Genomic DNA, 21,938 nt, shown 5'->3' with positions numbered 1-21,938 from the left:
TCAGATGGATTGGACGGCCTTCTTCATGGCCCGGTTGATGCCCTGACGGACCCGGTTGCGATTGGCGCGCCAGGTGACATTGAAAAACGGCTGCGCCGGGGCACCTTTCGTTCCGAACTCCACCCATCGAGCATAATAGGCATCATTGCCGCCAAGCGATTTGCTACGCGTCCCGGCATAGATCGTAATGAACAGCCCCTCGATCTTGTTGCCTTTGACCTCAGCAATGGTCATTGCCCCCTTTGGCGCCTTCCCCCAAGTCCATCCGATGCTATTCCGCAGCGCGCCCGGCGTTCGGCGCGGATCAGGCTCAGCGAGAACTGGGGCAAGCATCCGCATCTCACCCACAATCTGATTGGCGTAAGCCTCCATCTGGCTCTTGACAGCCTCAAGGACCTTGACTGGGATAGCGGACAGCTTGAGTTTCAATCCGGAGCTATTAACCATGCGCCACGCACTCCCAATTATTGCTTTGGCATTGGTACTTACGCTCCCCGCATTGGCGAATGACCGACCGGATGAGTTTGACCAATTCGCTCTTTCTTGCGAGTTTCCGACCATACCGAATGTGATCATGTCTTTCTCTCGGACAAACGTAGATTTGTCGGGCGTCATAACTGTCGGCGGTCGAGGGCCGGTTGTTATGGCGCTGGGTTCCGGCTCAACTCGCTTTGAAACCGCGAACATTGACGGATACCACTTCCGCTGGTCACCGGCCAATTCAGTGATGGATGTCGAAAAGGACGACGAAACCATTTTGTCGGAGACAGGGGTATGCGCCGGCGCTCAATTTGGTGCCGATCAGCCTCTAAACTTCTGAATACTGACCCGACTTGGATACCCTACTCCTCTACCTCGACCTCGATCTGGACCACGCCATGGACCCAATCCGGATCGGGGTCATCCATGACGCGAACGAGCGCGATCTCGATCGGATGCATGGTGAGCGCGTCGGTATCGGCCCAGCCCTTGAGGCAAGCGGCGACATCATCGGTCAGATCCTCGAGCGCGCCCTTGCTCTCGGTTTTCTCCCAAACATCGATCTGGAGCGAGATCACGCGACCCGCGATGCACTCTGCATCGTCTGGCCGCCAATCGCTCGGTCCAAGCGCGGCATAGGGTGCGGCGGCTTTTTCGGTGGGGCGGTCATAGACCCGTCCCGCGAGCGCGGGCACAGCCGCCTCAATCCGGGCGATGACCATGACCCGCAGCTTGCGACCGGCCCTCACGGCGTGATCACCGCTTCGGCGAGGAACTCGAGATAGGCGCGATCCTCCGTCATGCGGGGCAGCTCCTTCACATGATAAACCTCGTTGTCAAAGAGACAGCGCCAGGCATTGGTGATCCGGGCCGCATCACTCGACCGGCGAATGATGATCAGGACGGGTGCCCGCGCGGCCAGCCGAGCCTGCATCACCGCCTCGCCGCCTTTGAGATAGCGAACCCCTGCCCAAAGCGTGAACTCATCGAACCATGCCTGCACGACCTTGCCGTCGGCATCCTTGCCCTCGATCGGCGACTGGAAGGCAATGCGGCGATCGAGTTTGCCCGCGGTCATGGCGCCCACCAACGGATCGGCGCGAGCAGTGCATCGACAGCCATTGGCAGCTCGTGCGGCGCCGTGGACGTGACCGCCTCACGATTCTCATACCAATGCCCGACCAGCAACAGCACCGCGACGCGCAGGCTCGGGCGCAGCTCTTCCGGCAGCGCCGCCGTAAAGCGCACCGTCGCCGCACCGGCGAGAATGACGCTGCTGCCCCGCGCATCTTGCACTAACTCGCAGGCGATCTCTTCGCCTTCGGCATCCACGGCGCTGGCCTCGATCACATCCGGCAGCGGCAGGCGATGGCGCCCGAGGCAGGGCAGATCGATCTCCCAAGTCTGGGTCATGATGCAACGGCCGAGAATGCCGCGATAGCCATCGAGATAGGCTATGGCGGCATCGATATAGCCCTGAACCAGAGCGTTGCTGTCACTGCCGTCGATCCGGCAATGTGCCTTGGCATCCTCTAGCGTGACCAGAAGCTCGGTCGGCGCGACCACGAGACGCGGGATCATGCCGACGGCTCGCCCGCTTCAGCTTTCCCAGCCCGGCCTTTCGGCTTCGCCGCCTCTCCCTTCGCGGCATCGATTTCATCCGCGGCTTGATGAGCCGCCTCATCGTCGCGCGACGGATGCGCCTCAATGGCAGCGAGACGTGCAGCCAGATCGGCCTCGCGCGCATCGAGATCTGCCTCGCGCAGGTCGAGCGCGCTCGACCGTGCCTCCAGCTCGGAGCTGCGCTCATCGACTTTCGCAAGCGCTTCATCCGCAGCCTCCTTCGCTTCGCGCATCATCTCGGCAAAGACCGCCTGAAACTCCGGGGATTCGAGAATGTCGGCGCGGAGCGTCAGGGGCATGTTGCCATCAGGCAGAGGATCGAACGCGCCCTCGCTTTGGGCATAGGTCACGAGCGAGGCGGGGCAGTCTTCCCCTGCCGGGATCACGCGCGGATAGATTTCACCATCGGGCACGCCGGTGATGGGCTTGGTCAGCTTCGCCATAATTGGCCTCCTTCTCCATAGAAAAAGGGGCGGTCGCGCCGCCCCTTCGATCAATGCAGACCCGCCCGATCAGGCAGCGACGCGGTGATAGCGCAGCCACTCCGGGTTCCAGAGCCCGCCGCCGACGCGCTTGCGGGTGTAGAACAGGATGTAGGGCTTGTTGGTGTAGGGATCGCGCAGCACCGACACGCCGACGCGATCGAAGATCCGATAGCCCTCGGCCATATTGCCGAAGACGATCGGCACGGCATTGGCTGCAACATCGGGCAGGCCCGAGAGCTCGCGGATCGGCTGGCCGAGGACCTGCGCCGGTTGGCCCGCTTGGAACGGCGGCGACCACAGGAAGTTGCCCTCGCCATCCTTCATCTTGCGGATGACAGCATGGCTCTTGCGGTTGGCATAGAGCGCCGCCCCGGTCGAGCGATCCTCGGGCAGATCATAGATCAGATCGATCAGCCCATCTGCGGTCAGCCCTGCTGCCGCGCCGGTGTTGACCTCGCCGATCGCGCCGAGCGGGTGGCGCTGCGCGACGGGCAGCGCGGCCTCGGTCGCCGCGTCATAGCGCAGCAGGCCCTTGGGCTTGTTGACGCCGTCGCCGTTGATGAAGGCAAGGCCCTCCTGCCGCGCGAACTCGATGTTGACCTCGCCTGCAAGCCAGCTCGCAATATCGATCTCGCTATCTTCGAGGATGCGCTCGGTCGCCGCCGGGTTGGCGTAAAGCTCACCGAAGGCAAAATCGTATTCGACCAGCGTCGAGCTTGCCGTCTGCGGGCGTGCGCCGGTTTCCCCGACCCAGGCCGCGCCCGTGCCGTGGACGTTGTAGAGCTTCTTGAACCCCTGCCCCGAGACCGATTGGACGCCCGCATATTGGCGCATGGGCGAGACCTCGACCCGCCTGTCGGTGATGGTGCGGTCCCATTCCACCGGCGCGGTATAGCCGCCATCCGGATCGGAGCCGACCGAGTAGGCCGCCTTGATCCCGCCGTTCTTGGCCAGCGCCTTCAGGTCGCGTTCGCCCTCGCCGGTGCGGAACCACGCATCGAAGCTGGCGGAGTATTCCCGCTCTTCCTGGCTGCGCTCATCCTGTCCGCCGGGCCCGTTCAGCGCCAGAGCCGCCAGCTTGGCGTTGGCTTCATCAAGCGCCCCGGTCAGCGCGCCGACCGAAGCCTCGATCTTGACCAGCTTGTCGGTCGTGACGACATCGTCGAAGCGGGCAGCGAGCTGCTTGTCCTTCTCGGCCTGCGCATCCTTATGCGCCTTCCAGTCCGAATTCAGCGCCCGGATCAGCGACAGCGCATCACCATCTGCACGCACGGAGACAATCCCGCGAGCTTTCGCGGGGGCAAAATGTTTGGTCATGGGATACCTCCGTTATGACCGGATTGTCAGGGATGCCGCAGCGAGGGCTGCGACCAGTGCGCCAGCGTCATGCGTAGCGGGCGGGGCAGCGTCGGGCGTGCCCCCTTTCAACTCGGCCAGAAGCGCGCGGCGTTCCGTCCGAGGCATGCCAGTCTTGGCGAGGCGTGCGTCGATGCGCCGGGTGGCATTCACCCCGCGCGCCGCCTCCGCCTTGGTCTTGTCTTCGGCGACGGCATCGGCCGCGAGAAAGGCATCGGCCAAACCCTCTTGCACCGCCTGCTCGCCGTTGAACCAGGTCTCGCCATCCATCCATTCGGTGACCTTGGCTTTCGTCGCCCCGGCCCGATCGCTGTAGACCGTGGCCATGGCATCGTCGAAGGGCTCCATCGTCCGCGCGGCATCGGCAAGATCGTGACGATTGCCGATCGCCATGACCCAGGAGTTGTGGATCATCAAAAATCCTGCCTTGCCGATCTGGATCTCATCGCCAGCCATGGCAATGATCGAGGCAGCCGAAGCGGCCAGTCCAATGACCCGCACCGTCACCTTGCGGGGATGGGCGCGCAGGGCGTTGTAAATCGCCACGCCCTCGAAGAAGTCGCCGCCGGGCGAGTTGATATCGACCACGACATCCTGATCGCCGATGGCACGCAGGGCAGCGGCGACCCGTTTCGAGGTCACGCCGCCACCGGTCCAGTAATCCTCGCCGATGACATCGAGGATGCTGATCGTCGTCTCGCCCGAAACCGCAGCCATCATGCCAGGGCTCCAACGCTCGACCGCATCGGCATCGGGCTCAAAGGCGCAGACCGTGGGCAGGCGCGCTGCAGCGATCTCAGGCAGTTTGCGAAGGCTCATTGCCCTTCTCCTTTCTCTGGCCCAGAGCGGGCGGCAGGTCTTTGGGATCGATCTCGGGAAGATCCTGCAGGTCGCGGATTTCCTTGACTGACATCCAGGGCTGATGCCCCCCGGCGCCAAGCGCCTTGGCGAAGAACTCCGACTGATCCTTCATCGAGCCGCGCAGCAGCGCCCCGTCATTGAACTTGGCGTAAAGCTCTTCCTTTTCCGCGCCGGTCAGGACCGACCGGCGGATGGCTTGCTCCCAAGCCGTGAACCACGGCGCGAGCCCGTAGCGCACGAAGAACTGGCCGAGCACGTCAATGCCCGATCCCCATGAAGTGTCGTCGAGCATCAGGAGCGGGCGCGGCACGCCGAAGACGCGGGCAATCTCTTCAATCTGCATGCCGCGCATCTCGAGATGCTGGCTGTCGCGACTGGTTGCGGACGGCACATCCCAGGACATGCCCTCTTCGAGGATCATCTCCTTATAGGCCCCATCTGCCCCGCGCCGATCCTCTAGGCTCGCCTTGAGCCGGGCGAAGGCCTCAGGGCTGATCTTGCCCGGATGCTTCAGGATGCCGCCGACGATCATGCCCTGTTTGAAGAGCCGCCCCGCCGCCTTCTGAGCTTGCGCGGCGAGGCCGATTGCTTCGGCGGCCTGTTTGACCAAGGACATGCCGCGCAGCCCATCCTCAGAGAGACCGCGCAGATGCAGGATCTCGTTCGCGCCAAAGATCTGCTTGCCGCCGCGCGCGGGCTGATAGTGATAATCCACGGCCCAATCGGCGCGCTGAACCACGGTCACCGTGCCGGGCTTCAGAGGCACCAGCCGGATCGGCCGCCCCATGCTGCGCACGATCAGCGCGAAGGCATCGCCGCGCACCAGCGCCTGCAACTGCATCCACGCCTTGAAGTCGAAGGCTGATTGCCAATCGTTCGGCTGAACCGCGAGCAGGGCATAAAGCGGATGCTCGCGCGCCTTGCTGCGGTCCTTGCTGTGGTGAAGCTGCAAGGGCAGCATCCCCATGGCAAAGCTGATCAGGCTGACGCAGCGAAACACCGTGGTGTTGCGCAAGGCGCTGGCGACCGAGACCTGTCCGCCGCTCTCGGTTTGGCTGAGCGCCGCCATCAACTCCACGATGCGCGGATCGCTCAGGTCATAGGAAGGCGGACCGTCGGAAACCGCGGCTTTCACCCCGCCTTGACCGAGCAGCGCCGCGCCAAGGCGGTTGAAGTATCCCATCAGATCACCAAAATTCCGCGTTCCTCGTAGATGGATGGCCCGGCACCGCGTGGCCTGCAGAGCGCCACACCGGTTGCCATGGCGAGAGAGACCATGCCGTCGATGCGGCCATAGGCATTGGGCTTGTCGAACATCCGATGCCCGGTGCGGTTCTCGGCATAGACGACGCTGGCCGCCATGCTGTCCATGAGCGGGTTGCGATCGATCAGGAAGCGCTGCTCATAGAGCCCCGCCTCCAGCTTGTTGATGCTGTCGGGCATCCACAAATAGATTTCCTGCTGGCCTTCGGGCTGCGAGGCGTCCTTTTCCAGGATCCGCTTCTGAAAGCCCTGCGGGTGGATCTCGGCCGGGATTGCCGCGCCGATATCCGTCAGGTTCTCCTGCAGCCGCTCGAGGCCGTACTGGTCGCAACCGATGGTGATCGGCGCGAACTTCGCGTTGAGCCGCGCCGCCGCATCGGCGAGCCAGGCATATTTGAGCCGGTCGCCCGGCACCGCCTCGAGATAGCCCTGCTGATGCCATTCATCATAGGGCGTCTGGTCCAGCGCCGCGCGATCGGCGAGCGTGTCCTTCGGGGTCCAGAACCAAGTCTTGGTCACGAAGCGCTCGGCGTCACGGGTCGCATCGATTAGCCAGAGCAACGTCAGCGCGGTAAAGTCCCGCGTCCGGCTGAGGTCGAGACCGCCATAGCAGGGATAGCCCGCACGCAGCATCTCCTCCTCATCGACCTCGCCTGTGCAGGCGAGCCAAGCTTCACGCTTGATCGCCGCCGTCTGCGCCTGCGTCCATTCGCAAAAGTGCAGCCGGGCGATGCCGTTGCGCTTGCCCGGCATCATCTTCGCCTGGTTGACTTGCTCGGCCAGCCATTCCTCGGTGATCGTCTCGCCCAGCAACGGATTGGCCTTGACCCAGCAGCTCGGATCATTGGCCCAGTCGTCGCCCTCATCGAGCGAGCAGACAAAGGCGAAGGTCCGATCATCCTCCTTGATCCCCGCGGCGACCTGCACCGCGTGCTGATGCTCCTCCCAGCAGATCGACTTGCGATCAGACCCGCTGTTCGTCGCCATGCAGAGCATCGGCTGCTTGCGGAACTTGAAGCCGCGCTCGAGCATGTCGATCGTATCCCGGCTCGGATGCTCATGGACCTCATCGCAGAGTGCCGCATGCGGACGCGGTCCGGATTGGCCGCGGGATTTGGTCTCATTGGCGATCGGCTTGAAGAACCGCTTGCCACCATCCTTGCCGCGATAGCTCAGCTGCCAGACCGGCTCGATCCCATGCTGCACGATCTTCGATGCCAGCCGCGGCGATTGATCGACCATGGCCACGGCGTCATTGAAGAGGATGCGCGCCTGATCCTTCTTGGCAGCCGCTGAATAGATCTCGGCGCGCGCCTCGCCATCGCCGACCAGCAGGAAGAGGCCAATGCCGCCGAGCATCGGGCTCTTGCCGTTGCCCTTGCCCTCTTCGTCATAGAAGCGGCGAAAGCGGCGCAGCCCCGTTGCCTTGATCTTCCAACCAAAGAGCGAGCCGACGCGAAACGCCTGGCTCGGATGGAGCACAAAGGGATTGCCTTCGAACTGCCCGCCATTGAGCCGCAGGTTACGGGCGAACCAGCCGATGACCCGCTTGGCCTCATCGACATCCCAGACGAGCCCGCGCCCCGGTCCTTCGGCCAGATCGCGGATGTGCCGCGCGGCGGCGTTACGCACATGCGGCCCGGCAGTGACCTTCCCGGCCGCCACATCCTCGGCCCAAGCGGTGACTGGATCGGCCGCATAGCGATCCGCCGGCGCGGCTTCAAGTGAAGTCATCGCCGTTGTCCGGGAAGGTGAAGCCAAGCTGGCCACCCCCGCCAAGCGAACGCTCTGCCGCCGGCGTCATACCGAAGTCGCCCCCAAGCGCACGGATCTGCCGCCAAGTCTCGTTGAGCTGGGCGATCTCGGGCCGGGATTTGATCTGGATGCCGTTGCGCGTCTGCGCGGTATAGGTCTCGCCCAACTCGGCCAGCAGCAGCTGGTAATCTTCGTAGCGCACAACCGACCGGCAAAGCTGAACGAACATGAAGATGTTGATCTCGTTCAGTCGGGCCTTGGTCGGATGGCAAAGGTGGGGCGCCAACCGGTCATAAACCCAGCGTTCTTTGTCGAGCAGCCCTTCGGGCCGAAGCTCGGCGGCGCGGGCGATAGCACGGGCCTGCAGATTGTGACCGGCGTCGCCGTCGTCCTTCATCGGCACGACGACAGACTCGGCAGGCTTGCGTCCCCTTGCCATTACCTCTTCCTAACCTTGGGCTTTTTCTATCCAATTTCGACTTTGCGCACAGAAAGGATGGACGCCGGTCCCTGGGCCCGACGCCCCTGAACTTTCGACCTCCCCCCTCCCATCTGTGACATTTTGGCAACGCGCTGACGGATCGCGCTGGGGCCCTACCGGTTCGCCGGATGCTGCGGGTCGAGCGGCCATCCGTCCGGGCCCCGCGCGTTCGAGAAGCCCCGCACCTCTTCGCGCTGCTTCACCACGTCATGATGATCGGGGCAGAGCGTCTGCCAATTCGACTGATCCCAGAAGAGAACCAGATCGCCGCGGTGCGGGATGACGTGATCGACCACTAGAAAGCGCCGCTTCGGGTTGCCCTGCGGCTCGCCCGACGCTGACCGAGATCCATCATTGAGGATGCCGCGCAGCTGGCACATCCGGCAAAGTGGTTCCTGTCGCAGATGCGCAAGCCGGGCAGACCGCCACCGCGCCGTCTTATAGAGAGCGTGACGCGACATCGCAGACCCTGAAACGCAGTGCGCCCGGCTTGGGATGATCCCGCCGGGCGCACTGATAGATGATAGAAAGATTGATAGGGCCGTGCGTCCTAAGCAGTCAAGAGGGTTTGACTTAGGCTGGCGCAAAATGTCCGCGCATGCGCTCGAGGACCGCAGTCAAAGACACGACAAGCATGTTGATATTTCGCGCGGTCCCAGTCCACCCATGCCGCTCCAGCACGTCGCGAAACGACCGTCCATGCAGGCAAATCTCATCAACCAGCACGCGGTCGTGAATGATCCGCGCGCCACCCTCACCCCGCGCCGAGGGCCGAACTCGACGCACCGCCATGGCGACACCGGCCCCGATGCGACGGCGCAAAAGATCGATCACCCTGCCCTCTTCGATGAAGGCATCAATGAACTCGCCACCCGAGCTTGAGCCACCGCGCCCAGCCTCAAGGCTTGAGCAGCGCATCCCGCCCGCATCATGGCGTTCGACCAGATCGCGATAGAGCCGCGCAACCTGAACCTGCCCCGGCGAGAAGGGCGGCGCCGCCTTTCTCCGAGCCGCTCGGCGGGCAAGATCGTCAAAGACATCTGCCGCGCGCACGGCGTTAAAGCCGCGCCAGCCCATTTCCTCGACCTTCCAACCGGTTCCGTCCTTCGGATCCGGCACCATGCGCAGCGGCGTCACCACCACCTGCGGCCCCCGCGCGGGCGCCACCGGGATCAGCGGACCGCAGCCCTCTACCGGTGTGGCGCGCGACAGAACCGCATCGAGGCGCGCCCGTTCTTCCGCCGCCCTCCCTTGGGCCATTTGCCGATAGTCCTTGGTCATGCTGCAACCCCTTCCCCGATTTCGCGGCAACGCTGCAACGCCGCGTTGCGCCGATCCCACCAGTCAAGGTCCACCGGGCCGAGCTCACCTTCTCGGGCCAGGCGGCCTTCGAGATCACGATAGCGGCGCAAGGTGCTCGCCGCGCCATCGCGAATGGTGCCGAGCGCCCAGGCAGACGGCCAGCGTCGGTTCTTTCGCAAGTCGAAAAGCAGTTCGGGCGCCCAGCCTTCTGCGATCGCGGTCTGGCCGCAGGCATGAGAAAAGACGGCGCGGATCAAGGGTGAAGCGCTGTCGCCCGGCGGCTGGATCTCGCCCGCCCATTGCAGGATCTGGTTCGAGATCGGGAAGCGATCGCGATCCTTGCCGCCGGGGCTTGCCGCGACCTGCTCCTCAAGCGCCATCAGGCTCCCAGCCGACATATAGGCGAGCCACGCGCACATATCTCTGACCATTTCCTCGAAGTCAGCAACGGTCAGCGAGGACGGCTTGGCCAGCCCGCGCCGCTTCAATGGCTCGACCAGAAGCCGCAAAACCCGCTTTTCGCCCTGTGCCTGTTCTTCGCTGTTCATGGCTATCCCCGTTTCTCAGCACGTCTCGACTTATCCACAGGCGCAGCATCTCAGCCGCGCCATAAGAGGTTTCTTGTCTTTGTCTATGTCGGTGTGATGTGTTGTGCTGTCCTGTAGGGCAATAACAGTTGCAGACCTGTTAACCCCTGACATCGTAACTGTTGGTAACTGTTATCATAACATCACGTAACAGTTGATTTCAGTTATCTAACAGCACCTTAACACCACGCCGTATCGATCAGACCTCTCTCCCGGCCAGGGCGACAACCTTGGGGCCGCCCATGACGTCTTCCATTGCGACCCGCACGTTTTCAGCCGTGACATAGAGGTCATTGTCCCGCAGCCAACCTGCGATCTGCTCCACTGCGAATTCGTTTTCAGCGACCTTGCCGTGGTTGATCTCACGAAGCTTGCCGCGCACCCGCGACTTCATCATCGCAAATGCTGCAACCTCTCGCCCACGTTCGCGCCCACGCCGCCGTGAGAATTGATCCTTCGCGATTTCGGCAATCACCGGATGGGCGAGGCGCGGTGTTGCACCTTCTGGCGCATCATCAATGTGAACCGGCCGCCAGCCATAGAGCGCAACCGTTCGCGCCTCACGCCACGCACCAACATCGGTGCCAAAGCTCGCGAACTGGGCCAGCTCGACATCGTCGTCCGGCAAAGTTCCTGCTGGATCCTGCTTCATGCTCTTGGCCCACAAGAGCAGAGCGGTGCCTATATCTTCGCGACGGCCAGCAAAGATGGCCGTGGACACAAACCGCGACGAGAGCAGGCGCTCCGTATAGAGCGGCATCCATTCATAGCCGGGCAGCTTATCGCCATGACGCAGCGGGTAAGCCCAAAAATCAGAGGCTTGCGACATGCATGCCGTCCTTTCTCATCGATTGCTTTGCGAAAATGCGTGTCAGGCTAAGAGCCCGAGTGTTTTTGCCGACACTCATGCGGCACCTCTTTTCGCGGCCCGCACATCAACCGCCATCAGCCGAGCTTGCAGCCGCTCGAGGTCACCGCGCTTCAGCCATCGCTTGACGGTTGGCCGTGATACCCCGATCACGCGCGCTAGGGCGCTGATCGATTCCCATTTCTGTGACCCAACCCGAACGGGTTGCCCCGGAATCGGTGCGCGGGAATTATTGCGCCCCACACCGACACCGAGCGATTTGAGGTTCCCGTGACGCCTAAGGTGCTGTGAAACGCCGGACCGCGAGGTGCCGGCCGCCGCCGCGACATCGGCCTGTCGGCGATAGAACTTGCCCTGCCATTCATACCGACCCGCAACCTCGGCGCTGAGGCCATCGAGATTGCCGTTGGCGCGCAGGTGGCGAAATACGGTATTCAGAGAAACGCCCGCCGCCGCCGCGACGGCCTTGGCCCCATGATAGACCCGCCCCTGCCAATGATAGCAGCCGCGCCCACGACCGGGCTGGCCGAGAACGGAATCGCTCATGCCGCTGCCCTCCCGAAGAACTCCGTCATCCCGTTGGAAGGGCGGTCATCGAACAGATACCAGCAGCAATTGTCCTTGCCGGTCATCGTGCTGTCGGGGATCCACTTGACCCGCCCGATCGAGACAATCTTGCGCAGGAGCGGCGTGAACTCAGCCGACTGCCGCGTGTGCGCCCAATCGCTGTCAAACAGCAGCCAGGTCGGGCGCATGGCCGCGAAATGCCGGATCATCGGATGCAGGATCGAGCGGGTCCATGGCGGATTGGTGATGATGTAATCGACATCCTCGGCCCAGCTGGCCAGATCGTCGGAGAGGGCATCACAGCACCGGACATCCTCATGACGCGGCGCGATATCGCCCGCCCATTGGCAAGACATGCCAGCGGCCTCGAGCGTACTGACCAGTGCCATGTCTCCCGCACAGGGTTCGACAAAGCTGTCGCCCCATGTCAAATGCGGCAAAAGCGGCGCAACCGCTGCCGACGGCGTCGCGTACCAATCACGCTCCCGCCGCGGGAAATTCGATCGCTTACCCATGGAGGCGCGCCTTCGGATAGCCTGCGATCACAATGCTCGCCGCCTCGCCGCTCTCGCGCAGATCTGCATCCCGGATCCGCGCGACCAGCACGCGAGAGAAGGAGACGCCTTTGCCGTGATCGCGGCTGATTTCGGAATAGCTGTCGCCGCTCACGGCGCGGCGCAGGATCGCGAGGTCGCGCTCATCGGCTGTGCGAGAAGAAGCAATATACATCTGATCCGTCCCTCATGCGCATTCGCGTTTGTTTGAGAAAAGGCGGGGCGATCTGAGCAGAGACCGCCCCGCAGTTGGTCACCGGAGCCGGACAGGCTAGGCGGTGACGAAACCGGAGGGCCGCAAAATCTCCGGGTTATTCGCGGCTTGCGCCCTTGATCCGTTGGAAAAATCTTTCCGACTGCGATTTGAACCATTCGGCATCGGCAGCCGAGCGACCCGCCACCCGAAGCGCCCGGCGATGCCGGGCCGCGTAATATCGCTGCGCCATGCGCCAGAGCACCCGCATCATTCCGCCTCCGGATCGATGATCTGAAACACCGCTTCGGCACCGACCAAGGCGACGACCTTCAGCACATAGCGAAAATGCGGGGCATTCTCCCGGCGGAGCCAGTTGCGCACCGTGCGCGAGGTGACCGGGCGACGATCCGAGGTCAGGACCTCAGCTGCACGTTCCGCCAGATCGTTCTCGGACTGCGCCTCTGGGAAGGCGCGCCAGAGCAAGCTGGCAAACCATGCCCGCTCGGCTTCCTCGCCGCTGCATTTTCGGAAAGACATTTCAGAAAGTCCTGTGCTGTTGTGTCCCCGTGGAGAAGGACGATCATCAGAACGGAGAGAGGATGCGGCGGGGCGAAGGCTCATGCCGCGTCCTCGGGAGATCTTTTCCGAACAGCGCGCGCATGAGCGAGAACATCGAGCGTCAGGCTGCAACCTTTGCGATTCGCCGCCTCGATCAACGAAAGGTCATATTCTGCGGGAATGCGCCCGCGCCGCTTCCACGCGGCGACAGTCTGATAGCTCAGACCAAGATCCGCCGCGAGATCGGCCATCTTGGGCCAAATGTGAAAAATATGCGTCATGCATATTATTATGCTCTACGCATTTTTTTAGGTCAATGCGCTATGCATATTTTTATACTGTAGAAGCTGAGCATGAACACCGCATACAGCAGACTCAAAGATGCTCGTCGACGCGCTGGGTACAAATCAGCAAAGGCCGGTGCCGCGCGCTTGGCACTACCGTATCCAACATATGCCGCGCACGAGAATGGAAGTCGTGCCTACGACCAGAACGACGCAGCCAAATATGGCAAAGCATTTGGCGTTCGCCCGGAGTGGCTCTTATTCGGAGATTTAGGCCCGGAGCCGATTACCGAGTCGGCCGATCCGCAGTCTCCGCTAGCGCCAATAGTGAAGGCCATAACGGATTCCCTGGACGGACTGTCCGAAGAAGAGCAGCGGATGATAGCAGCCGTTGTAAAGCGTCAACGCGCTCTCTTCCGACCGGAAGAGAGCTGATTGCCCGCAGCGACCTCAGAATGAACTTCATATCCTCCTCAACCGAAAGCTTGACCATTACCCTCTCCACAACCGCCGACATCAGAACGTTAGGTGAACAAGTCCTTTAGGCAACCAGTTGACTCACGCTCCCAGAATAAAACCTGAGGGCGAATCTGTGAATAATTCGACTACCGCAAGCAAGGCACAACGCAACGCGTTAACCTCGGTGATTTTGCCATCACAGAATCACATCGCATATATTTCGCATATTTATATGCGTATCGCATTGACATAATTTATGCACTACGCATAAATATCCCCATCCCCAACCGGATGGAGCCCGCACATGCACATTCCCACCGTCCTGTCTGTCCGAGATCTCGCCATGCCCGAGGCGGACGCCGGTCTTGAGCCGGAGACGCTGACCGCCCGTGCGATCGCGATCCTGAAAGACACCAGCCGGAACCACGCCAGCCGCGTGAACGCTGCGCTGCGCTTGCTCCGGAAGGCGGGCGCAGCATGATCGCACTTGCCCACCCGGCCAAAGCAGCCGCCCGCCCCGCCCCGCGCATCGGCGCCATGCTCTCCGGCGCGATCCGCGCGGTAGCACTGGTCGCCGCAACCATTTCCGCTGTCATCATCATCGTCACAGCCTGGCACGTCGCGGGCAGCGCGATCAGCTGGGCGGATGTGCAGGCTTTCGTCGCGCCGACCTCCCTGGAAACGCGTGGACGCTCGATCGAGCAGCTGGTCGAGGGGGTGCGCTGATGTCGACAACCTCACCCACCCAGCTCATGGGCCCCGAGTTTGCCGCACAACTGCCGATGCTGGCAGTTCGGATGCTGATCACCGAGGACCTGCTGCGGCGCGCGCTGCACGAGGTCCCGGGGCTGCGCGACAGCGCTCTGGGCAGCGCCATTATCACCGCGATAACCGCGCCGAACAGCCAGATCGCCGAGGGGGCGCTGTGATGGCGGCCCGGTTTCGCATGTCGAGTAACGGCTGGATCGTCGATAATCTGACCGGTCTCCACATCCTGCAGGTCGCTGCGCATGTGCTGGATGAAGACACCGCGCATCGCGTCACGGCAGCAATCATCGCAGCGCTGCACGCCGAATTCGGCCCCGCCAAATCCGAACCCGAAACCTGCCCCGCCCAGCCCACCAACTGAGCGCAGCAGAGCCGCCGGGACGGCAGCCCCGGCGGCGCCAATTCCAACCGCGTCTCCCCCTCCCTGACGCGGATGGAAGCCCCCGAGGTGGATAGGGCCCTCGGGGGCAACATTCCCAACAGAACCGCGCCCGGCGGCTCCGGGCATTCACAAGGAAAAGGAAATCAGATGCTTGGAAAGCTCTTTGGCAAGAAGGCAGAGGCTGTCGTCCAGAAGTTCTCTGGCCGGACCGACTATCTCGAAGCCGTTTGTGCCGGTGCAGCACTCGTGGCCGCTGCTGACGGCGAGATTGGTGACGACGAAGTCAGCGCGACCGTCAAAGCCGTGAAGGCAAATAAGGTGCTCGCACAGGGCTTTGAGCCCCAGGTGATCGAGAAGACGATCAATTCCATGCTGGATCGCGCAGGCGGCGGGCGCGTCGGTCGCGCGGGGCTGCGCAAGGAAATCAGCGAGATCGCCAAAGATGCCGAGATGGCAGAGGCCGTTGTGCTGACCATGCTCGATGTTGCGGAGGCGGACGGATCGATTGCACCAGAAGAGCAGAAGGTTCTGGATTCCGTGGCAAAGGATCTGGGCATCGACCTGTCGCGGCTAGCCGCATGATCGAGCATCTTAGCTTACCATCCGCGCTTGGCATCGCCGCAGCTGCGATCATCGCACAGGTGATCCTCCCCGCAGCATTCGATCTGATCGCATCCCTCGCGATCTTCGGCTGCGGTGCCACCATCGGTTGGCGTGCCAAGAAAGCCTGACCCTCCGGTGACCGGTCCCGCGCGGACCGGCATCCCGTCCCCCTATTGCAACCTGCACAGAGGCAACCGCCATGGCGCGCAACGAACTCAACTTCCTCGAATTCATCCAGAGCTTTCGCCGTGGCGAACTGCTGGAAACCGGAGACAACAAGCTCTCCGAGCTGATCGAGGCGATCCGCGAAACCGGCAATGGCGGTAGCCTGACCATGAAGGTCGGCATCAAGGTCAACAAAGCCGGCCAGCTCGAAGTCGTCCCCGACATCTCGATCAAGAAACCGACCCGAAGCATGGGAACCGGCATTTACTTCGCCACCGATGATGGCCGCCTTACCCGCCGCGACCCCAACCAGATGGATTTCGAAGACGAGCTCGAACGCCGACGCGCGATCGACGTCTGATCCCGTCCCCAACCCGAAAGGACCAACCATGTCTCAAAGCTCCGAACAATTCGGCCAAGTCACCGTGCTTGCTGCGGATCCACGCAGCACCCTCGAAACCGTTCTGGAGGCCGCACGCATCGCGGCGCCGACCATCTTCGGCCAGGACGGCCGTGAATACGCTGCGCTGCCGAAAAGTTTCAGCCTACTCGACATTTCCGACCCGAACCGGCTTCCCTCGCGGGTCCAGCAAGCGGTCACGGTCGATGATCGCGCATCGCTCTCAGCTTATGCCAACCGCTTCAAATCTGATCGCTCGGTTATCATTGCGGATTTCGACGCGCTCACCGTGTCGGCACGCCTTGACTGGCACGAGCATAACCTTGGCGAAGACTTCCCCGCCCCCGGTTACAACGCCCATGCCGTCACGTTAAAGCTGCGCCCCTCGGAGGAGTTTGCCCGCTGGGATGCGATGGAAGGCAAGATCCATCCCCAAGACGAGTTCGCGCGCTTCCTCGAAGAGAACAGCGTCGACATCGGGCATCCCGAAGCCGCGACCATGATCGAGATCAGCCGCGACTTCGAGGCCACGGTCGGACAAACCTACAAATCCGCCCTGCGCCTGGACAACGGCGACCGCAAGCTGGTCTTCGAGACCGATACCAAGGTCCAGAACGGCGTCGTGATCCCCGAGAAGTTCACGCTCTCCATTCCGATCTACAACGGCGAGCAGCCGGAAGAACTGAATTGCCTTTTCCGTTGGCGCGCCATGGGTGGCGGCGCGGTTGGTCTCGGATTTCAATGGCATCGCGTCGAATACCAACGTCGCGCGCACTTCACGCAAATCGCACTCACCGCATCTGAGGAAACCGGCCTGCCCTTCTACATGGGCCGGTTTGCCTGACCCCCTAAGCGACCCTTCGGTGCCTGGCCCCGCGGCGGGCCAGCATCCCGAGCGCCAGCTGATAGGACGCAAGATGCAAGCCCACAAACCCCTCACCCACCGCGGCATCGAGATCGTTCGTCCCGACGTTCCCGGCGCGCCGGTGACCTGGACGCATGACGAGAGCAACGCCCGCGGCACCGCCGAGACGGTCGAGGCCGCGCGCGTTCAGATCAACATTCACCTCGGCACGCCCGATCCCGACTGCTCGTCCTGTAATGGTACCGGCAAGGAGGATTTCGCTTGGCTTGCCTATATCCCCTGTCCGCTCTGCTTTCCGGAGGAACTGGCATGACCTATCGGCTGCACCTGCCCATGATCATCGACCGCGCCACCATCGGCGGCACGCACTGCCAGCATCTGGTCACCAAAGAAGACACGAGGGTTGGGTGATGGGGCGACCGAGAGTTGCGGACCTCTTTGGAGAATACCTCGCCGTCTGTCAGCAGCAGGGAAAGATCGTGACAGAAGCTCACATCGAAGGCGGCAAGTTCGTAATAAAATTCGCTAGAGACGCAGTCGACGCGAGCGATCAAGTGCAGCCCATAGACATGGTAAATTGGACGAGGCGGCGTTGACCAAGAAAGAGCTTCCCAAGTACGTCTACCGTAGGGGCCGCAATCTCCACATCTACTATTGTCGTTACGGTAAGTGCCAACGTATGCATTCTCTGCCCGGAACAGCAGAGTTTGCAGCTGAATATGCAATGATGCTGAAAGGCAGACCGCCCGCCCCCAAACGGACGATCAAAGGCCTTATTCAGAAGTACATGGAAAGCGAGCGCTGGCCGGAATTAGCGAAGAATACTCGCATCAGCTATCTTCGACACTTCCGTTACTTCGAGGAGGTGATGGGCACGATAGATCCGGCTACCCTCCGAACCGTTCATGTCTATGAGATGCGGGACGCCCTCAAAGAAACGCCGACCGATGCCAACAGAAAGGTGGGAGCGCTCGTGACCCTCTTGGGCCACGCCATCCGAATAGGGTGGCTCGATCGGAATGTGGCAATTGGGGTTATGCAGCTGAAAGGGAGGCGACCGCCGCGCAAGCCTTGGCCTGCAGACAAGATCAACGCGTTCAGAGATGCTGCGGACGCGCAAACACGATTGGTCTTTGAACTTCTGCTCGGCACCGGTCAACGAATCGGCGATGTGCTTCGAATGCAATGGGGCGATCTCGAAGACGGTGGTATCGCACTGCGGCAAACGAAGACAGGAACAGTCTTATGGATTCCGGTCACCGAAGCATTAGCCGCGATCCTTGCCCAAACGCCACGCATCGGCGCGACCATTGTCGCGCAAAAGAACGGATCGCCCGTCAGCTACAGCCTTGCCTGGAAATGGATCATGGAAGCACGCAAGCTGGATTCCGTGAAAGCGGAAGCTTGGGATATTCACTCGCTGCGACATTCCGCTGCCTCCGAAATCTCAGCGTTGCCAGGGATGACCGAAGAGCACGTCAAGGCGATCACTGGCCACAGTTCAAGCGAGATGGTGAAGCTTTACGCGGGGGCTGCGGCCCAAAAAGCGAGAGCGAAAGAAGCTCAGAAGGCCCGCGGCAAAAATGAGAACATTGTACCGTAACTTGTTCCGCAGATTTAATTCTAAACAAATACAAACTACTAGGAGGAGATAATGATGGTTCAGGAACATTTCTTTGGTGAGCGTCGTGCCCTTGCGCAGGCTCAGAAGTTCGAGGATCTGATATTCTTTGCCGGTGAGGTTCACGGGCTTGCCCCCGACCTCGACCGAGCGGGCGTCGAGATTGACCACGACATTGCCGGTCCGGATCACCGATTGGCTATGGCCCTTGGAGCGGCGAATGATTGCTTGAATGCGGGCGATCATTTCCTCGCGATGGAAGGGCTTCGTCATATAGTCGTCAGCGCCGAAACCAAAGCCGCGCAGCTTGCTTTCGGTATCATCCGAGCCGGTCAGAATGAGAATGGGCGTGTCGACCCGGGACATGCGCAGCTGACGCAAAACCTCCATCCCGTGCATGTCCGGCAGATCGAGATCGAGCAGGATCAGATCGTAATCATAGAGCTTTGCGAGATCGATACCCTCTTCGCCCATGTCGGTGCGATAGACGTTGTAACTGGCATTCGCCAGGATCAGCTCGATGCTGCGGGCAGTCGTTGGGTCATCTTCGACCAGCAAAATACGCATGTGACGGTCCTTGATTTGTCCAGTCCAGCTCCAGGATGCGCGCAAATAGTTAATTTCCCGTTACTGTGGATCAATTATAAAAATAATCAATCTACAGTTGTCTAAAACTTTGAATCCGCGTCACCTTGAGCGCTTCGCGCCCATGACCGCGAATGGCCTCGACCCAGCAATCGAGCTCTTCTTCGGTCAAACCGTAGCGGCTCAAAGCTTCGTCGCGGGTCAAGAGCCCGTATTCAACCGCCTCGGCCACGACGGCCTTGCGGCTGGCGACCCAGCGGGTGTTCGGAGCCGGCAGATCGGCCTGCGTGAGGATGCGACCATCCGGCAGGGTCACCGTGCGCGGCCCCGTGCTTTTCTTCAGAAACATGGAAATCACCTGTCGTCGTTCTCTCCTTTCTGCCTGACTTCTCTTAATCCGCGGTGAAACCAGCGGGGGAAATCGGCGCTCCGCCCCTTGAGAATATCGCGTGTTTTCCCTATTTTTTCGTCAAATGCGGCGGTCCTGACCACCGCGAAAGGATGATCCATGACACTGACGACCCCGATCCCGCTCGCAGAGGCGCGGGATATTCCTCTGAATTCGCTTGGTTTTGCGAAACCTCCGGCCGAAACCCGCGTGGTGGTTGCCATGTCGGGCGGCGTCGACAGCTCGGTCGTCGCGGCCCATCTCGCGGCCGAGGGCTATGATGTCATCGGGGTCACGCTTCAACTTTACGACCATGGCGCTGCGCTGGCCAAAAAAGGCGCCTGCTGCGCCGGTCAGGACATTCATGACGCGCGCCGCGTCGCCGAGCGCGTGGGCTTCCCGCATTACGTTCTTGATTACGAAAACAAATTCCGCGAATCGGTGATCGAGGAATTCGCTGACGCCTATCTCGCCGGCGCGACCCCGGTCCCCTGCATCCGCTGCAATGAGCGCGTGAAGTTCCGTGACCTTCTGGAAACCGCGAAGGATCTCGATGCCGATTGCATGGCGACCGGGCATTATATTCGCCGCACGGTGGGCGCGCATGGGCCTGAACTGCATATGGCGGCCGATCCGCAGCGCGATCAAAGCTATTTCCTCTTTTCGACCACGCCCGAGCAACTCTCCTTCCTGCGCTTCCCGCTGGGGGGGCTGGCTAGCAAGGCCGAGACCCGCGAAATGGCGACCCAATACGGTCTTGCGATTGCCGACAAGCCGGACAGTCAGGACATCTGCTTCGTGCCGAATGGCGATTATGCCAGCGTCATCGAAAAGCTGCGCCCCGGCGCGGCTGATCCGGGCGAGATCGTCGATCTCGACGGCAATGTGCTGGCCACCCATCGCGGTGTCATCCATTACACCATCGGCCAGCGCCGTGGGCTGGGGATCGGCGGCCTTGGCGATCCGCTTTATGTCGTGAGGCTTGATCCCGATGCGCGCCGCGTCATTGTCGGACCGAAAGAGGCGCTGCGGACCAAGATCGTCCCGGTGACCGAGGTGAACTGGCTGGGCGACGGCCCCTTCGAGGGCGAGATCCAGATCAGCGCCCGCATCCGCTCGACCCGACCGCCGCGCCCGGCGATCCTGCGCGCCACCGGCTCCAACCGCGCCGAGATCGAGCTGCTCGACCCCGAAGAAGGCGTCAGCCCCGGTCAGGCCTGCGTCTTCTATGCCCCCGATTCGACCCGAGTTCTGGGCGGCGGCTGGATCTCGCATCGCCGCGGCGGCTGAGAATCGCGCCACGACAGGCTGAAACGAAAACGGCGACCCAAAGGTCGCCGTTTTTGTCTGCATCAGGCCTCGCTGGCGATCAGCCGGATCCGCTCGACCATCGCGCGCAGCCCGTTCGAGCGCTGCGCCGAGAGATGCTCGTTCAGCCCCAGACGGCCAAGCTCGGCGGGCGCATCCACCGCCAGCACCTCGCCGACCGGCACGCCGGAATAGAGCGCGTGCAGAATGGCAATCAGCCCACGCACGATCAGCGCATCGCTGTCGCCCTGAAAATCGAAGCGCCCTTCGTCGATCCGGGGCATGATCCAGACCTGACTGGCGCAGCCCTCGACTTTGGTGGCCGGAACATGCAGCGCATCATCCATCGCGGGCATGGCTTTGCCCAGCTCGATGACATGTCGATAGCGATCTTCCCAATCATCGAGAAAGTCGAAGGTCTCAGCAATTTCTTCAAATGCCGGAGTGGCCATGACCGGCCTCCTTTCGCAAATTTGCCGAAGGGGATAGCGCGATGCGCGCGGAAGGTCAAAGAGGCTTTCGCGCGCCGCGCTCTTCGCCTATCAAGGGCCAGTATTTCCGAGGCGAGGAACGGGGGCCTTTGATGCAGAGACGAACAATCGGCCTTCTGATGGCAGCCACCCTGAGCCTTGCGGCTTGCGGGGGCGGCGGCAGTGCCAGCAGCAGCCTCAATCCGTTCCAATGGTTCGGCGGCGGCTCGAAACAAGCGACCACGCTGATGCCCGATGGCGGCTATCCGACCGCGCGTGCCGATGATGGCCGCGCTTTGGTGGCGCGGATCACCGCTGCGAAATGGGAGCCGCTTTACGAAGGCGGCATGTTGACCGTGACCGCGCTGCCGGCAACCAAGGGCTGGTGGGCGATGAAGCTGGTCACCGAAGTGCCGATGCCCGCCGGGCGCATCCATGCCGATGATACGGGCGTGCTGCGCCTGCGGCTGGTCGGCCTGCCCCCGCTCGACAACAGCTTTGAAGCCGCGACCCCCGCCGATCTGCGCAGCGACAGCGTGACGGTCAGCCTGACGCTCTCGCATGAGGCGTTGGACGGGTTGCGCGAAGTGGTGATCACCGGCGCGACCAATGCGGTCTCGATCAAGCGCAAATAGGGCGGGCTGGCGTTAATCGCGCGGGCCCTGCCCTGAAAACAAAAGGCGCGGGAGATCCCCGCGCCTTTG

Annotated in this window: 35 protein-coding genes; 14 read left to right on the top strand and 21 right to left on the bottom strand. The window is 62.0% G+C overall.

The annotated features are described in order from the left end of the window. The gene (locus tag JCM7686_RS06130; RefSeq protein ID WP_020949986.1) at positions 1 to 447 is read right to left on the bottom strand and encodes an HK97-gp10 family putative phage morphogenesis protein; all 447 of its coding nucleotides are present in this window, start codon (positions 445 to 447) and stop codon (positions 1 to 3) included. Between JCM7686_RS06130 and JCM7686_RS06125 the strand changes: the two genes are divergently transcribed. Beyond that, positions 446 to 820, top strand: coding sequence for a hypothetical protein (locus tag JCM7686_RS06125; RefSeq protein WP_041527165.1), 375 nt, complete (start codon positions 446 to 448; stop codon positions 818 to 820). The genes JCM7686_RS06130 and JCM7686_RS06125 overlap by 2 nt on opposite strands. A gap of 22 nt (positions 821 to 842) precedes the next feature. Here JCM7686_RS06125 and JCM7686_RS06120 read toward each other — a convergent pair whose 3' ends face one another. The 17 genes from JCM7686_RS06120 to JCM7686_RS06040 all read right to left on the bottom strand — a co-directional run bounded on the left by JCM7686_RS06120 (position 843) and on the right by JCM7686_RS06040 (position 12,915). Continuing rightward, complete coding sequence (locus JCM7686_RS06120) at positions 843 to 1,229, bottom strand: DUF3168 domain-containing protein (protein ID WP_020949985.1); 387 nt, start codon at positions 1,227 to 1,229, stop codon at positions 843 to 845. Further along, positions 1,226 to 1,558, bottom strand: a complete 333-nt coding sequence (locus tag JCM7686_RS06115) for a phage head closure protein (RefSeq protein WP_020949984.1) — start codon at positions 1,556 to 1,558, stop codon at positions 1,226 to 1,228. The genes JCM7686_RS06120 and JCM7686_RS06115 overlap by 4 nt, the downstream gene beginning before the upstream one ends. After that, positions 1,555 to 2,061 carry a head-tail connector protein gene (locus JCM7686_RS06110; RefSeq protein ID WP_020951333.1) on the bottom strand — a complete coding sequence of 169 codons (507 nt, stop codon included), beginning with the start codon at positions 2,059 to 2,061 and terminating at the stop codon, positions 1,555 to 1,557. Before JCM7686_RS06110 ends, JCM7686_RS06115 begins: the two co-directional genes overlap by 4 nt. Continuing rightward, a complete protein-coding gene (locus tag JCM7686_RS06105; RefSeq protein ID WP_020949983.1) occupies positions 2,058 to 2,546 on the bottom strand; it encodes a hypothetical protein in 489 nt (162 codons plus the stop codon). The genes JCM7686_RS06110 and JCM7686_RS06105 overlap by 4 nt, the downstream gene beginning before the upstream one ends. Before the next feature lie 69 nt (positions 2,547 to 2,615). Continuing rightward, positions 2,616 to 3,905 (bottom strand): phage major capsid protein, encoded by a 1,290-nt coding sequence (locus JCM7686_RS06100; RefSeq protein ID WP_020949982.1) that lies wholly within the window; start codon positions 3,903 to 3,905, stop codon positions 2,616 to 2,618. Between the two features lie 12 nt (positions 3,906 to 3,917). Further along, positions 3,918 to 4,763, bottom strand: a complete 846-nt coding sequence (locus JCM7686_RS06095) for a head maturation protease, ClpP-related (protein WP_020949981.1) — start codon at positions 4,761 to 4,763, stop codon at positions 3,918 to 3,920. Next, positions 4,741 to 5,988, bottom strand: coding sequence for a phage portal protein (locus tag JCM7686_RS06090; protein ID WP_020950737.1), 1,248 nt, complete (start codon positions 5,986 to 5,988; stop codon positions 4,741 to 4,743). Before JCM7686_RS06090 ends, JCM7686_RS06095 begins: the two co-directional genes overlap by 23 nt. Next, a complete protein-coding gene (locus tag JCM7686_RS06085) occupies positions 5,988 to 7,802 on the bottom strand; it encodes a terminase large subunit (protein WP_020949980.1) in 1,815 nt (604 codons plus the stop codon). The genes JCM7686_RS06090 and JCM7686_RS06085 overlap by 1 nt, the downstream gene beginning before the upstream one ends. After that, positions 7,789 to 8,262 (bottom strand): P27 family phage terminase small subunit, encoded by a 474-nt coding sequence (locus JCM7686_RS06080; protein WP_020949979.1) that lies wholly within the window; start codon positions 8,260 to 8,262, stop codon positions 7,789 to 7,791. Before JCM7686_RS06080 ends, JCM7686_RS06085 begins: the two co-directional genes overlap by 14 nt. Before the next feature lie 155 nt (positions 8,263 to 8,417). Beyond that, positions 8,418 to 8,765 carry an HNH endonuclease gene (locus JCM7686_RS06075; protein ID WP_041527164.1) on the bottom strand — a complete coding sequence of 116 codons (348 nt, stop codon included), beginning with the start codon at positions 8,763 to 8,765 and terminating at the stop codon, positions 8,418 to 8,420. A gap of 112 nt (positions 8,766 to 8,877) precedes the next feature. Further along, complete coding sequence (locus tag JCM7686_RS06070; RefSeq protein ID WP_020949977.1) at positions 8,878 to 9,585, bottom strand: hypothetical protein; 708 nt, start codon at positions 9,583 to 9,585, stop codon at positions 8,878 to 8,880. Beyond that, complete coding sequence (locus JCM7686_RS06065) at positions 9,582 to 10,154, bottom strand: hypothetical protein (RefSeq protein WP_020949976.1); 573 nt, start codon at positions 10,152 to 10,154, stop codon at positions 9,582 to 9,584. Before JCM7686_RS06065 ends, JCM7686_RS06070 begins: the two co-directional genes overlap by 4 nt. A 238-nt stretch (positions 10,155 to 10,392) precedes the next feature. Beyond that, a complete protein-coding gene (locus JCM7686_RS06060; RefSeq protein WP_020949975.1) occupies positions 10,393 to 11,022 on the bottom strand; it encodes a hypothetical protein in 630 nt (209 codons plus the stop codon). A 75-nt stretch (positions 11,023 to 11,097) separates the two neighbouring features. Continuing rightward, a complete protein-coding gene (locus JCM7686_RS06055; protein ID WP_020949974.1) occupies positions 11,098 to 11,607 on the bottom strand; it encodes a hypothetical protein in 510 nt (169 codons plus the stop codon). Further along, positions 11,604 to 12,143 carry a hypothetical protein gene (locus JCM7686_RS06050; protein WP_020949973.1) on the bottom strand — a complete coding sequence of 180 codons (540 nt, stop codon included), beginning with the start codon at positions 12,141 to 12,143 and terminating at the stop codon, positions 11,604 to 11,606. The genes JCM7686_RS06055 and JCM7686_RS06050 overlap by 4 nt, the downstream gene beginning before the upstream one ends. Continuing rightward, entirely contained in the window at positions 12,136 to 12,357 is a 222-nt protein-coding gene (locus JCM7686_RS06045) for a hypothetical protein (RefSeq protein WP_020949972.1), read from the bottom strand. Before JCM7686_RS06045 ends, JCM7686_RS06050 begins: the two co-directional genes overlap by 8 nt. A 288-nt stretch (positions 12,358 to 12,645) precedes the next feature. Beyond that, the gene (locus tag JCM7686_RS06040; RefSeq protein WP_041527103.1) at positions 12,646 to 12,915 is read right to left on the bottom strand and encodes a hypothetical protein; all 270 of its coding nucleotides are present in this window, start codon (positions 12,913 to 12,915) and stop codon (positions 12,646 to 12,648) included. 122 nt (positions 12,916 to 13,037) lie between these two features. On the opposite strand from JCM7686_RS06040, the gene JCM7686_RS24295 reads away from it, so the two are divergent. The 11 genes from JCM7686_RS24295 to JCM7686_RS23875 all read left to right on the top strand — a co-directional run bounded on the left by JCM7686_RS24295 (position 13,038) and on the right by JCM7686_RS23875 (position 18,465). Then, positions 13,038 to 13,280: a hypothetical protein gene (locus JCM7686_RS24295; protein WP_148292580.1), complete on the top strand. Its 243-nt coding sequence runs from the start codon at positions 13,038 to 13,040 to the stop codon at positions 13,278 to 13,280. A gap of 703 nt (positions 13,281 to 13,983) precedes the next feature. Then, positions 13,984 to 14,160, top strand: coding sequence for a hypothetical protein (locus JCM7686_RS24655; protein ID WP_020949970.1), 177 nt, complete (start codon positions 13,984 to 13,986; stop codon positions 14,158 to 14,160). Beyond that, complete coding sequence (locus JCM7686_RS06030) at positions 14,157 to 14,405, top strand: hypothetical protein (protein ID WP_020949969.1); 249 nt, start codon at positions 14,157 to 14,159, stop codon at positions 14,403 to 14,405. Before JCM7686_RS24655 ends, JCM7686_RS06030 begins: the two co-directional genes overlap by 4 nt. Then, the gene (locus tag JCM7686_RS06025; RefSeq protein ID WP_020949525.1) at positions 14,405 to 14,608 is read left to right on the top strand and encodes a hypothetical protein; all 204 of its coding nucleotides are present in this window, start codon (positions 14,405 to 14,407) and stop codon (positions 14,606 to 14,608) included. The genes JCM7686_RS06030 and JCM7686_RS06025 overlap by 1 nt, the downstream gene beginning before the upstream one ends. Further along, positions 14,608 to 14,808, top strand: coding sequence for a hypothetical protein (locus JCM7686_RS06020; protein ID WP_041527100.1), 201 nt, complete (start codon positions 14,608 to 14,610; stop codon positions 14,806 to 14,808). Before JCM7686_RS06025 ends, JCM7686_RS06020 begins: the two co-directional genes overlap by 1 nt. A 72-nt stretch (positions 14,809 to 14,880) precedes the next feature. Then, positions 14,881 to 15,411, top strand: a complete 531-nt coding sequence (locus JCM7686_RS06015) for a tellurite resistance TerB family protein (RefSeq protein ID WP_236635873.1) — start codon at positions 14,881 to 14,883, stop codon at positions 15,409 to 15,411. Further along, positions 15,408 to 15,560 (top strand): hypothetical protein, encoded by a 153-nt coding sequence (locus tag JCM7686_RS24650; protein WP_020949523.1) that lies wholly within the window; start codon positions 15,408 to 15,410, stop codon positions 15,558 to 15,560. Before JCM7686_RS06015 ends, JCM7686_RS24650 begins: the two co-directional genes overlap by 4 nt. A gap of 71 nt (positions 15,561 to 15,631) precedes the next feature. Next, complete coding sequence (locus JCM7686_RS06010) at positions 15,632 to 15,958, top strand: hypothetical protein (RefSeq protein ID WP_020949522.1); 327 nt, start codon at positions 15,632 to 15,634, stop codon at positions 15,956 to 15,958. Positions 15,959 to 16,022: 64 nt separating this feature from the next. Next, positions 16,023 to 16,841: a YfdQ family protein gene (locus tag JCM7686_RS06005; protein ID WP_041527641.1), complete on the top strand. Its 819-nt coding sequence runs from the start codon at positions 16,023 to 16,025 to the stop codon at positions 16,839 to 16,841. Positions 16,842 to 16,914: 73 nt separating this feature from the next. Beyond that, entirely contained in the window at positions 16,915 to 17,175 is a 261-nt protein-coding gene (locus JCM7686_RS06000; protein WP_020949967.1) for a hypothetical protein, read from the top strand. A 279-nt stretch (positions 17,176 to 17,454) separates the two neighbouring features. Then, positions 17,455 to 18,465 (top strand): tyrosine-type recombinase/integrase, encoded by a 1,011-nt coding sequence (locus JCM7686_RS23875; RefSeq protein ID WP_020949966.1) that lies wholly within the window; start codon positions 17,455 to 17,457, stop codon positions 18,463 to 18,465. On the opposite strand, the gene JCM7686_RS05985 is transcribed toward JCM7686_RS23875, so the two are convergent. Both JCM7686_RS05985 and sciP read right to left on the bottom strand, forming a co-directional pair. Then, positions 18,364 to 19,050: a response regulator gene (locus tag JCM7686_RS05985; protein ID WP_020949965.1), complete on the bottom strand. Its 687-nt coding sequence runs from the start codon at positions 19,048 to 19,050 to the stop codon at positions 18,364 to 18,366. The two genes, JCM7686_RS23875 and JCM7686_RS05985, sit on opposite strands and share 102 nt — an antisense overlap. A 91-nt stretch (positions 19,051 to 19,141) precedes the next feature. Beyond that, the gene (gene sciP / locus JCM7686_RS05980) at positions 19,142 to 19,417 is read right to left on the bottom strand and encodes a CtrA inhibitor SciP (protein ID WP_020949964.1); all 276 of its coding nucleotides are present in this window, start codon (positions 19,415 to 19,417) and stop codon (positions 19,142 to 19,144) included. A gap of 159 nt (positions 19,418 to 19,576) precedes the next feature. Between sciP and mnmA the strand changes: the two genes are divergently transcribed. Next, positions 19,577 to 20,746 (top strand): tRNA 2-thiouridine(34) synthase MnmA, encoded by a 1,170-nt coding sequence (mnmA, locus tag JCM7686_RS05975; RefSeq protein WP_020949963.1) that lies wholly within the window; start codon positions 19,577 to 19,579, stop codon positions 20,744 to 20,746. Positions 20,747 to 20,808: 62 nt separating this feature from the next. On the opposite strand, the gene JCM7686_RS05970 is transcribed toward mnmA, so the two are convergent. After that, positions 20,809 to 21,216: a SufE family protein gene (locus JCM7686_RS05970; protein ID WP_020949962.1), complete on the bottom strand. Its 408-nt coding sequence runs from the start codon at positions 21,214 to 21,216 to the stop codon at positions 20,809 to 20,811. Positions 21,217 to 21,347: 131 nt separating this feature from the next. Here JCM7686_RS05970 and JCM7686_RS05965 point away from each other — a divergent pair, with 131 nt between their 5' ends. Then, positions 21,348 to 21,869 carry a hypothetical protein gene (locus JCM7686_RS05965; RefSeq protein ID WP_041527161.1) on the top strand — a complete coding sequence of 174 codons (522 nt, stop codon included), beginning with the start codon at positions 21,348 to 21,350 and terminating at the stop codon, positions 21,867 to 21,869. Positions 21,870 to 21,938 lie beyond the last annotated feature (69 nt).

The sequence above is a fragment of the Paracoccus aminophilus JCM 7686 genome, from assembly GCF_000444995.1.
GTDB classification, from domain to species: Bacteria; Pseudomonadota; Alphaproteobacteria; order Rhodobacterales; family Rhodobacteraceae; genus Paracoccus; species Paracoccus aminophilus.
The sequence above is the reverse complement of the archived record's forward strand: the minus strand, read 5'-3'. Positions and strand labels throughout refer to the sequence as shown.

Excerpts from the sequence above, each read along its gene's own strand:
- JCM7686_RS06125 (WP_041527165.1), top strand. The coding sequence starts at position 446 with ATGCGCCACGCACTCCCAATTATTGCTTTGGCATTGGTACTTACGCTC.
- JCM7686_RS06130 (WP_020949986.1), bottom strand. The coding sequence starts at position 447 with ATGGTTAATAGCTCCGGATTGAAACTCAAGCTGTCCGCTATCCCAGTC.
- JCM7686_RS06115 (WP_020949984.1), bottom strand. The coding sequence starts at position 1,558 with ATGACCGCGGGCAAACTCGATCGCCGCATTGCCTTCCAGTCGCCGATC.
- JCM7686_RS06110 (WP_020951333.1), bottom strand. The coding sequence starts at position 2,061 with ATGATCCCGCGTCTCGTGGTCGCGCCGACCGAGCTTCTGGTCACGCTA.
- JCM7686_RS06105 (WP_020949983.1), bottom strand. The coding sequence starts at position 2,546 with ATGGCGAAGCTGACCAAGCCCATCACCGGCGTGCCCGATGGTGAAATC.
- JCM7686_RS06100 (WP_020949982.1), bottom strand. The coding sequence starts at position 3,905 with ATGACCAAACATTTTGCCCCCGCGAAAGCTCGCGGGATTGTCTCCGTG.
- JCM7686_RS06095 (WP_020949981.1), bottom strand. The coding sequence starts at position 4,763 with ATGAGCCTTCGCAAACTGCCTGAGATCGCTGCAGCGCGCCTGCCCACG.
- JCM7686_RS06090 (WP_020950737.1), bottom strand. The coding sequence starts at position 5,988 with ATGGGATACTTCAACCGCCTTGGCGCGGCGCTGCTCGGTCAAGGCGGG.
- JCM7686_RS06085 (WP_020949980.1), bottom strand. The coding sequence starts at position 7,802 with ATGACTTCACTTGAAGCCGCGCCGGCGGATCGCTATGCGGCCGATCCA.
- JCM7686_RS06080 (WP_020949979.1), bottom strand. The coding sequence starts at position 8,262 with ATGGCAAGGGGACGCAAGCCTGCCGAGTCTGTCGTCGTGCCGATGAAG.
- JCM7686_RS06075 (WP_041527164.1), bottom strand. The coding sequence starts at position 8,765 with ATGTCGCGTCACGCTCTCTATAAGACGGCGCGGTGGCGGTCTGCCCGG.
- JCM7686_RS06070 (WP_020949977.1), bottom strand. The coding sequence starts at position 9,585 with ATGACCAAGGACTATCGGCAAATGGCCCAAGGGAGGGCGGCGGAAGAA.
- JCM7686_RS06065 (WP_020949976.1), bottom strand. The coding sequence starts at position 10,154 with ATGAACAGCGAAGAACAGGCACAGGGCGAAAAGCGGGTTTTGCGGCTT.
- JCM7686_RS06060 (WP_020949975.1), bottom strand. The coding sequence starts at position 11,022 with ATGTCGCAAGCCTCTGATTTTTGGGCTTACCCGCTGCGTCATGGCGAT.
- JCM7686_RS06055 (WP_020949974.1), bottom strand. The coding sequence starts at position 11,607 with ATGAGCGATTCCGTTCTCGGCCAGCCCGGTCGTGGGCGCGGCTGCTAT.
- JCM7686_RS06050 (WP_020949973.1), bottom strand. The coding sequence starts at position 12,143 with ATGGGTAAGCGATCGAATTTCCCGCGGCGGGAGCGTGATTGGTACGCG.
- JCM7686_RS06045 (WP_020949972.1), bottom strand. The coding sequence starts at position 12,357 with ATGTATATTGCTTCTTCTCGCACAGCCGATGAGCGCGACCTCGCGATC.
- JCM7686_RS06040 (WP_041527103.1), bottom strand. The coding sequence starts at position 12,915 with ATGTCTTTCCGAAAATGCAGCGGCGAGGAAGCCGAGCGGGCATGGTTT.
- JCM7686_RS24295 (WP_148292580.1), top strand. The coding sequence starts at position 13,038 with ATGAGCGAGAACATCGAGCGTCAGGCTGCAACCTTTGCGATTCGCCGC.
- JCM7686_RS24655 (WP_020949970.1), top strand. The coding sequence starts at position 13,984 with ATGCACATTCCCACCGTCCTGTCTGTCCGAGATCTCGCCATGCCCGAG.
- JCM7686_RS06030 (WP_020949969.1), top strand. The coding sequence starts at position 14,157 with ATGATCGCACTTGCCCACCCGGCCAAAGCAGCCGCCCGCCCCGCCCCG.
- JCM7686_RS06025 (WP_020949525.1), top strand. The coding sequence starts at position 14,405 with ATGTCGACAACCTCACCCACCCAGCTCATGGGCCCCGAGTTTGCCGCA.
- JCM7686_RS06020 (WP_041527100.1), top strand. The coding sequence starts at position 14,608 with ATGGCGGCCCGGTTTCGCATGTCGAGTAACGGCTGGATCGTCGATAAT.
- JCM7686_RS06015 (WP_236635873.1), top strand. The coding sequence starts at position 14,881 with ATGGAAGCCCCCGAGGTGGATAGGGCCCTCGGGGGCAACATTCCCAAC.
- JCM7686_RS24650 (WP_020949523.1), top strand. The coding sequence starts at position 15,408 with ATGATCGAGCATCTTAGCTTACCATCCGCGCTTGGCATCGCCGCAGCT.
- JCM7686_RS06010 (WP_020949522.1), top strand. The coding sequence starts at position 15,632 with ATGGCGCGCAACGAACTCAACTTCCTCGAATTCATCCAGAGCTTTCGC.
- JCM7686_RS06000 (WP_020949967.1), top strand. The coding sequence starts at position 16,915 with ATGCAAGCCCACAAACCCCTCACCCACCGCGGCATCGAGATCGTTCGT.
- JCM7686_RS05985 (WP_020949965.1), bottom strand. The coding sequence starts at position 19,050 with ATGCGTATTTTGCTGGTCGAAGATGACCCAACGACTGCCCGCAGCATC.
- sciP (WP_020949964.1), bottom strand. The coding sequence starts at position 19,417 with ATGTTTCTGAAGAAAAGCACGGGGCCGCGCACGGTGACCCTGCCGGAT.
- mnmA (WP_020949963.1), top strand. The coding sequence starts at position 19,577 with ATGACACTGACGACCCCGATCCCGCTCGCAGAGGCGCGGGATATTCCT.
- JCM7686_RS05970 (WP_020949962.1), bottom strand. The coding sequence starts at position 21,216 with ATGGCCACTCCGGCATTTGAAGAAATTGCTGAGACCTTCGACTTTCTC.
- JCM7686_RS05965 (WP_041527161.1), top strand. The coding sequence starts at position 21,348 with ATGCAGAGACGAACAATCGGCCTTCTGATGGCAGCCACCCTGAGCCTT.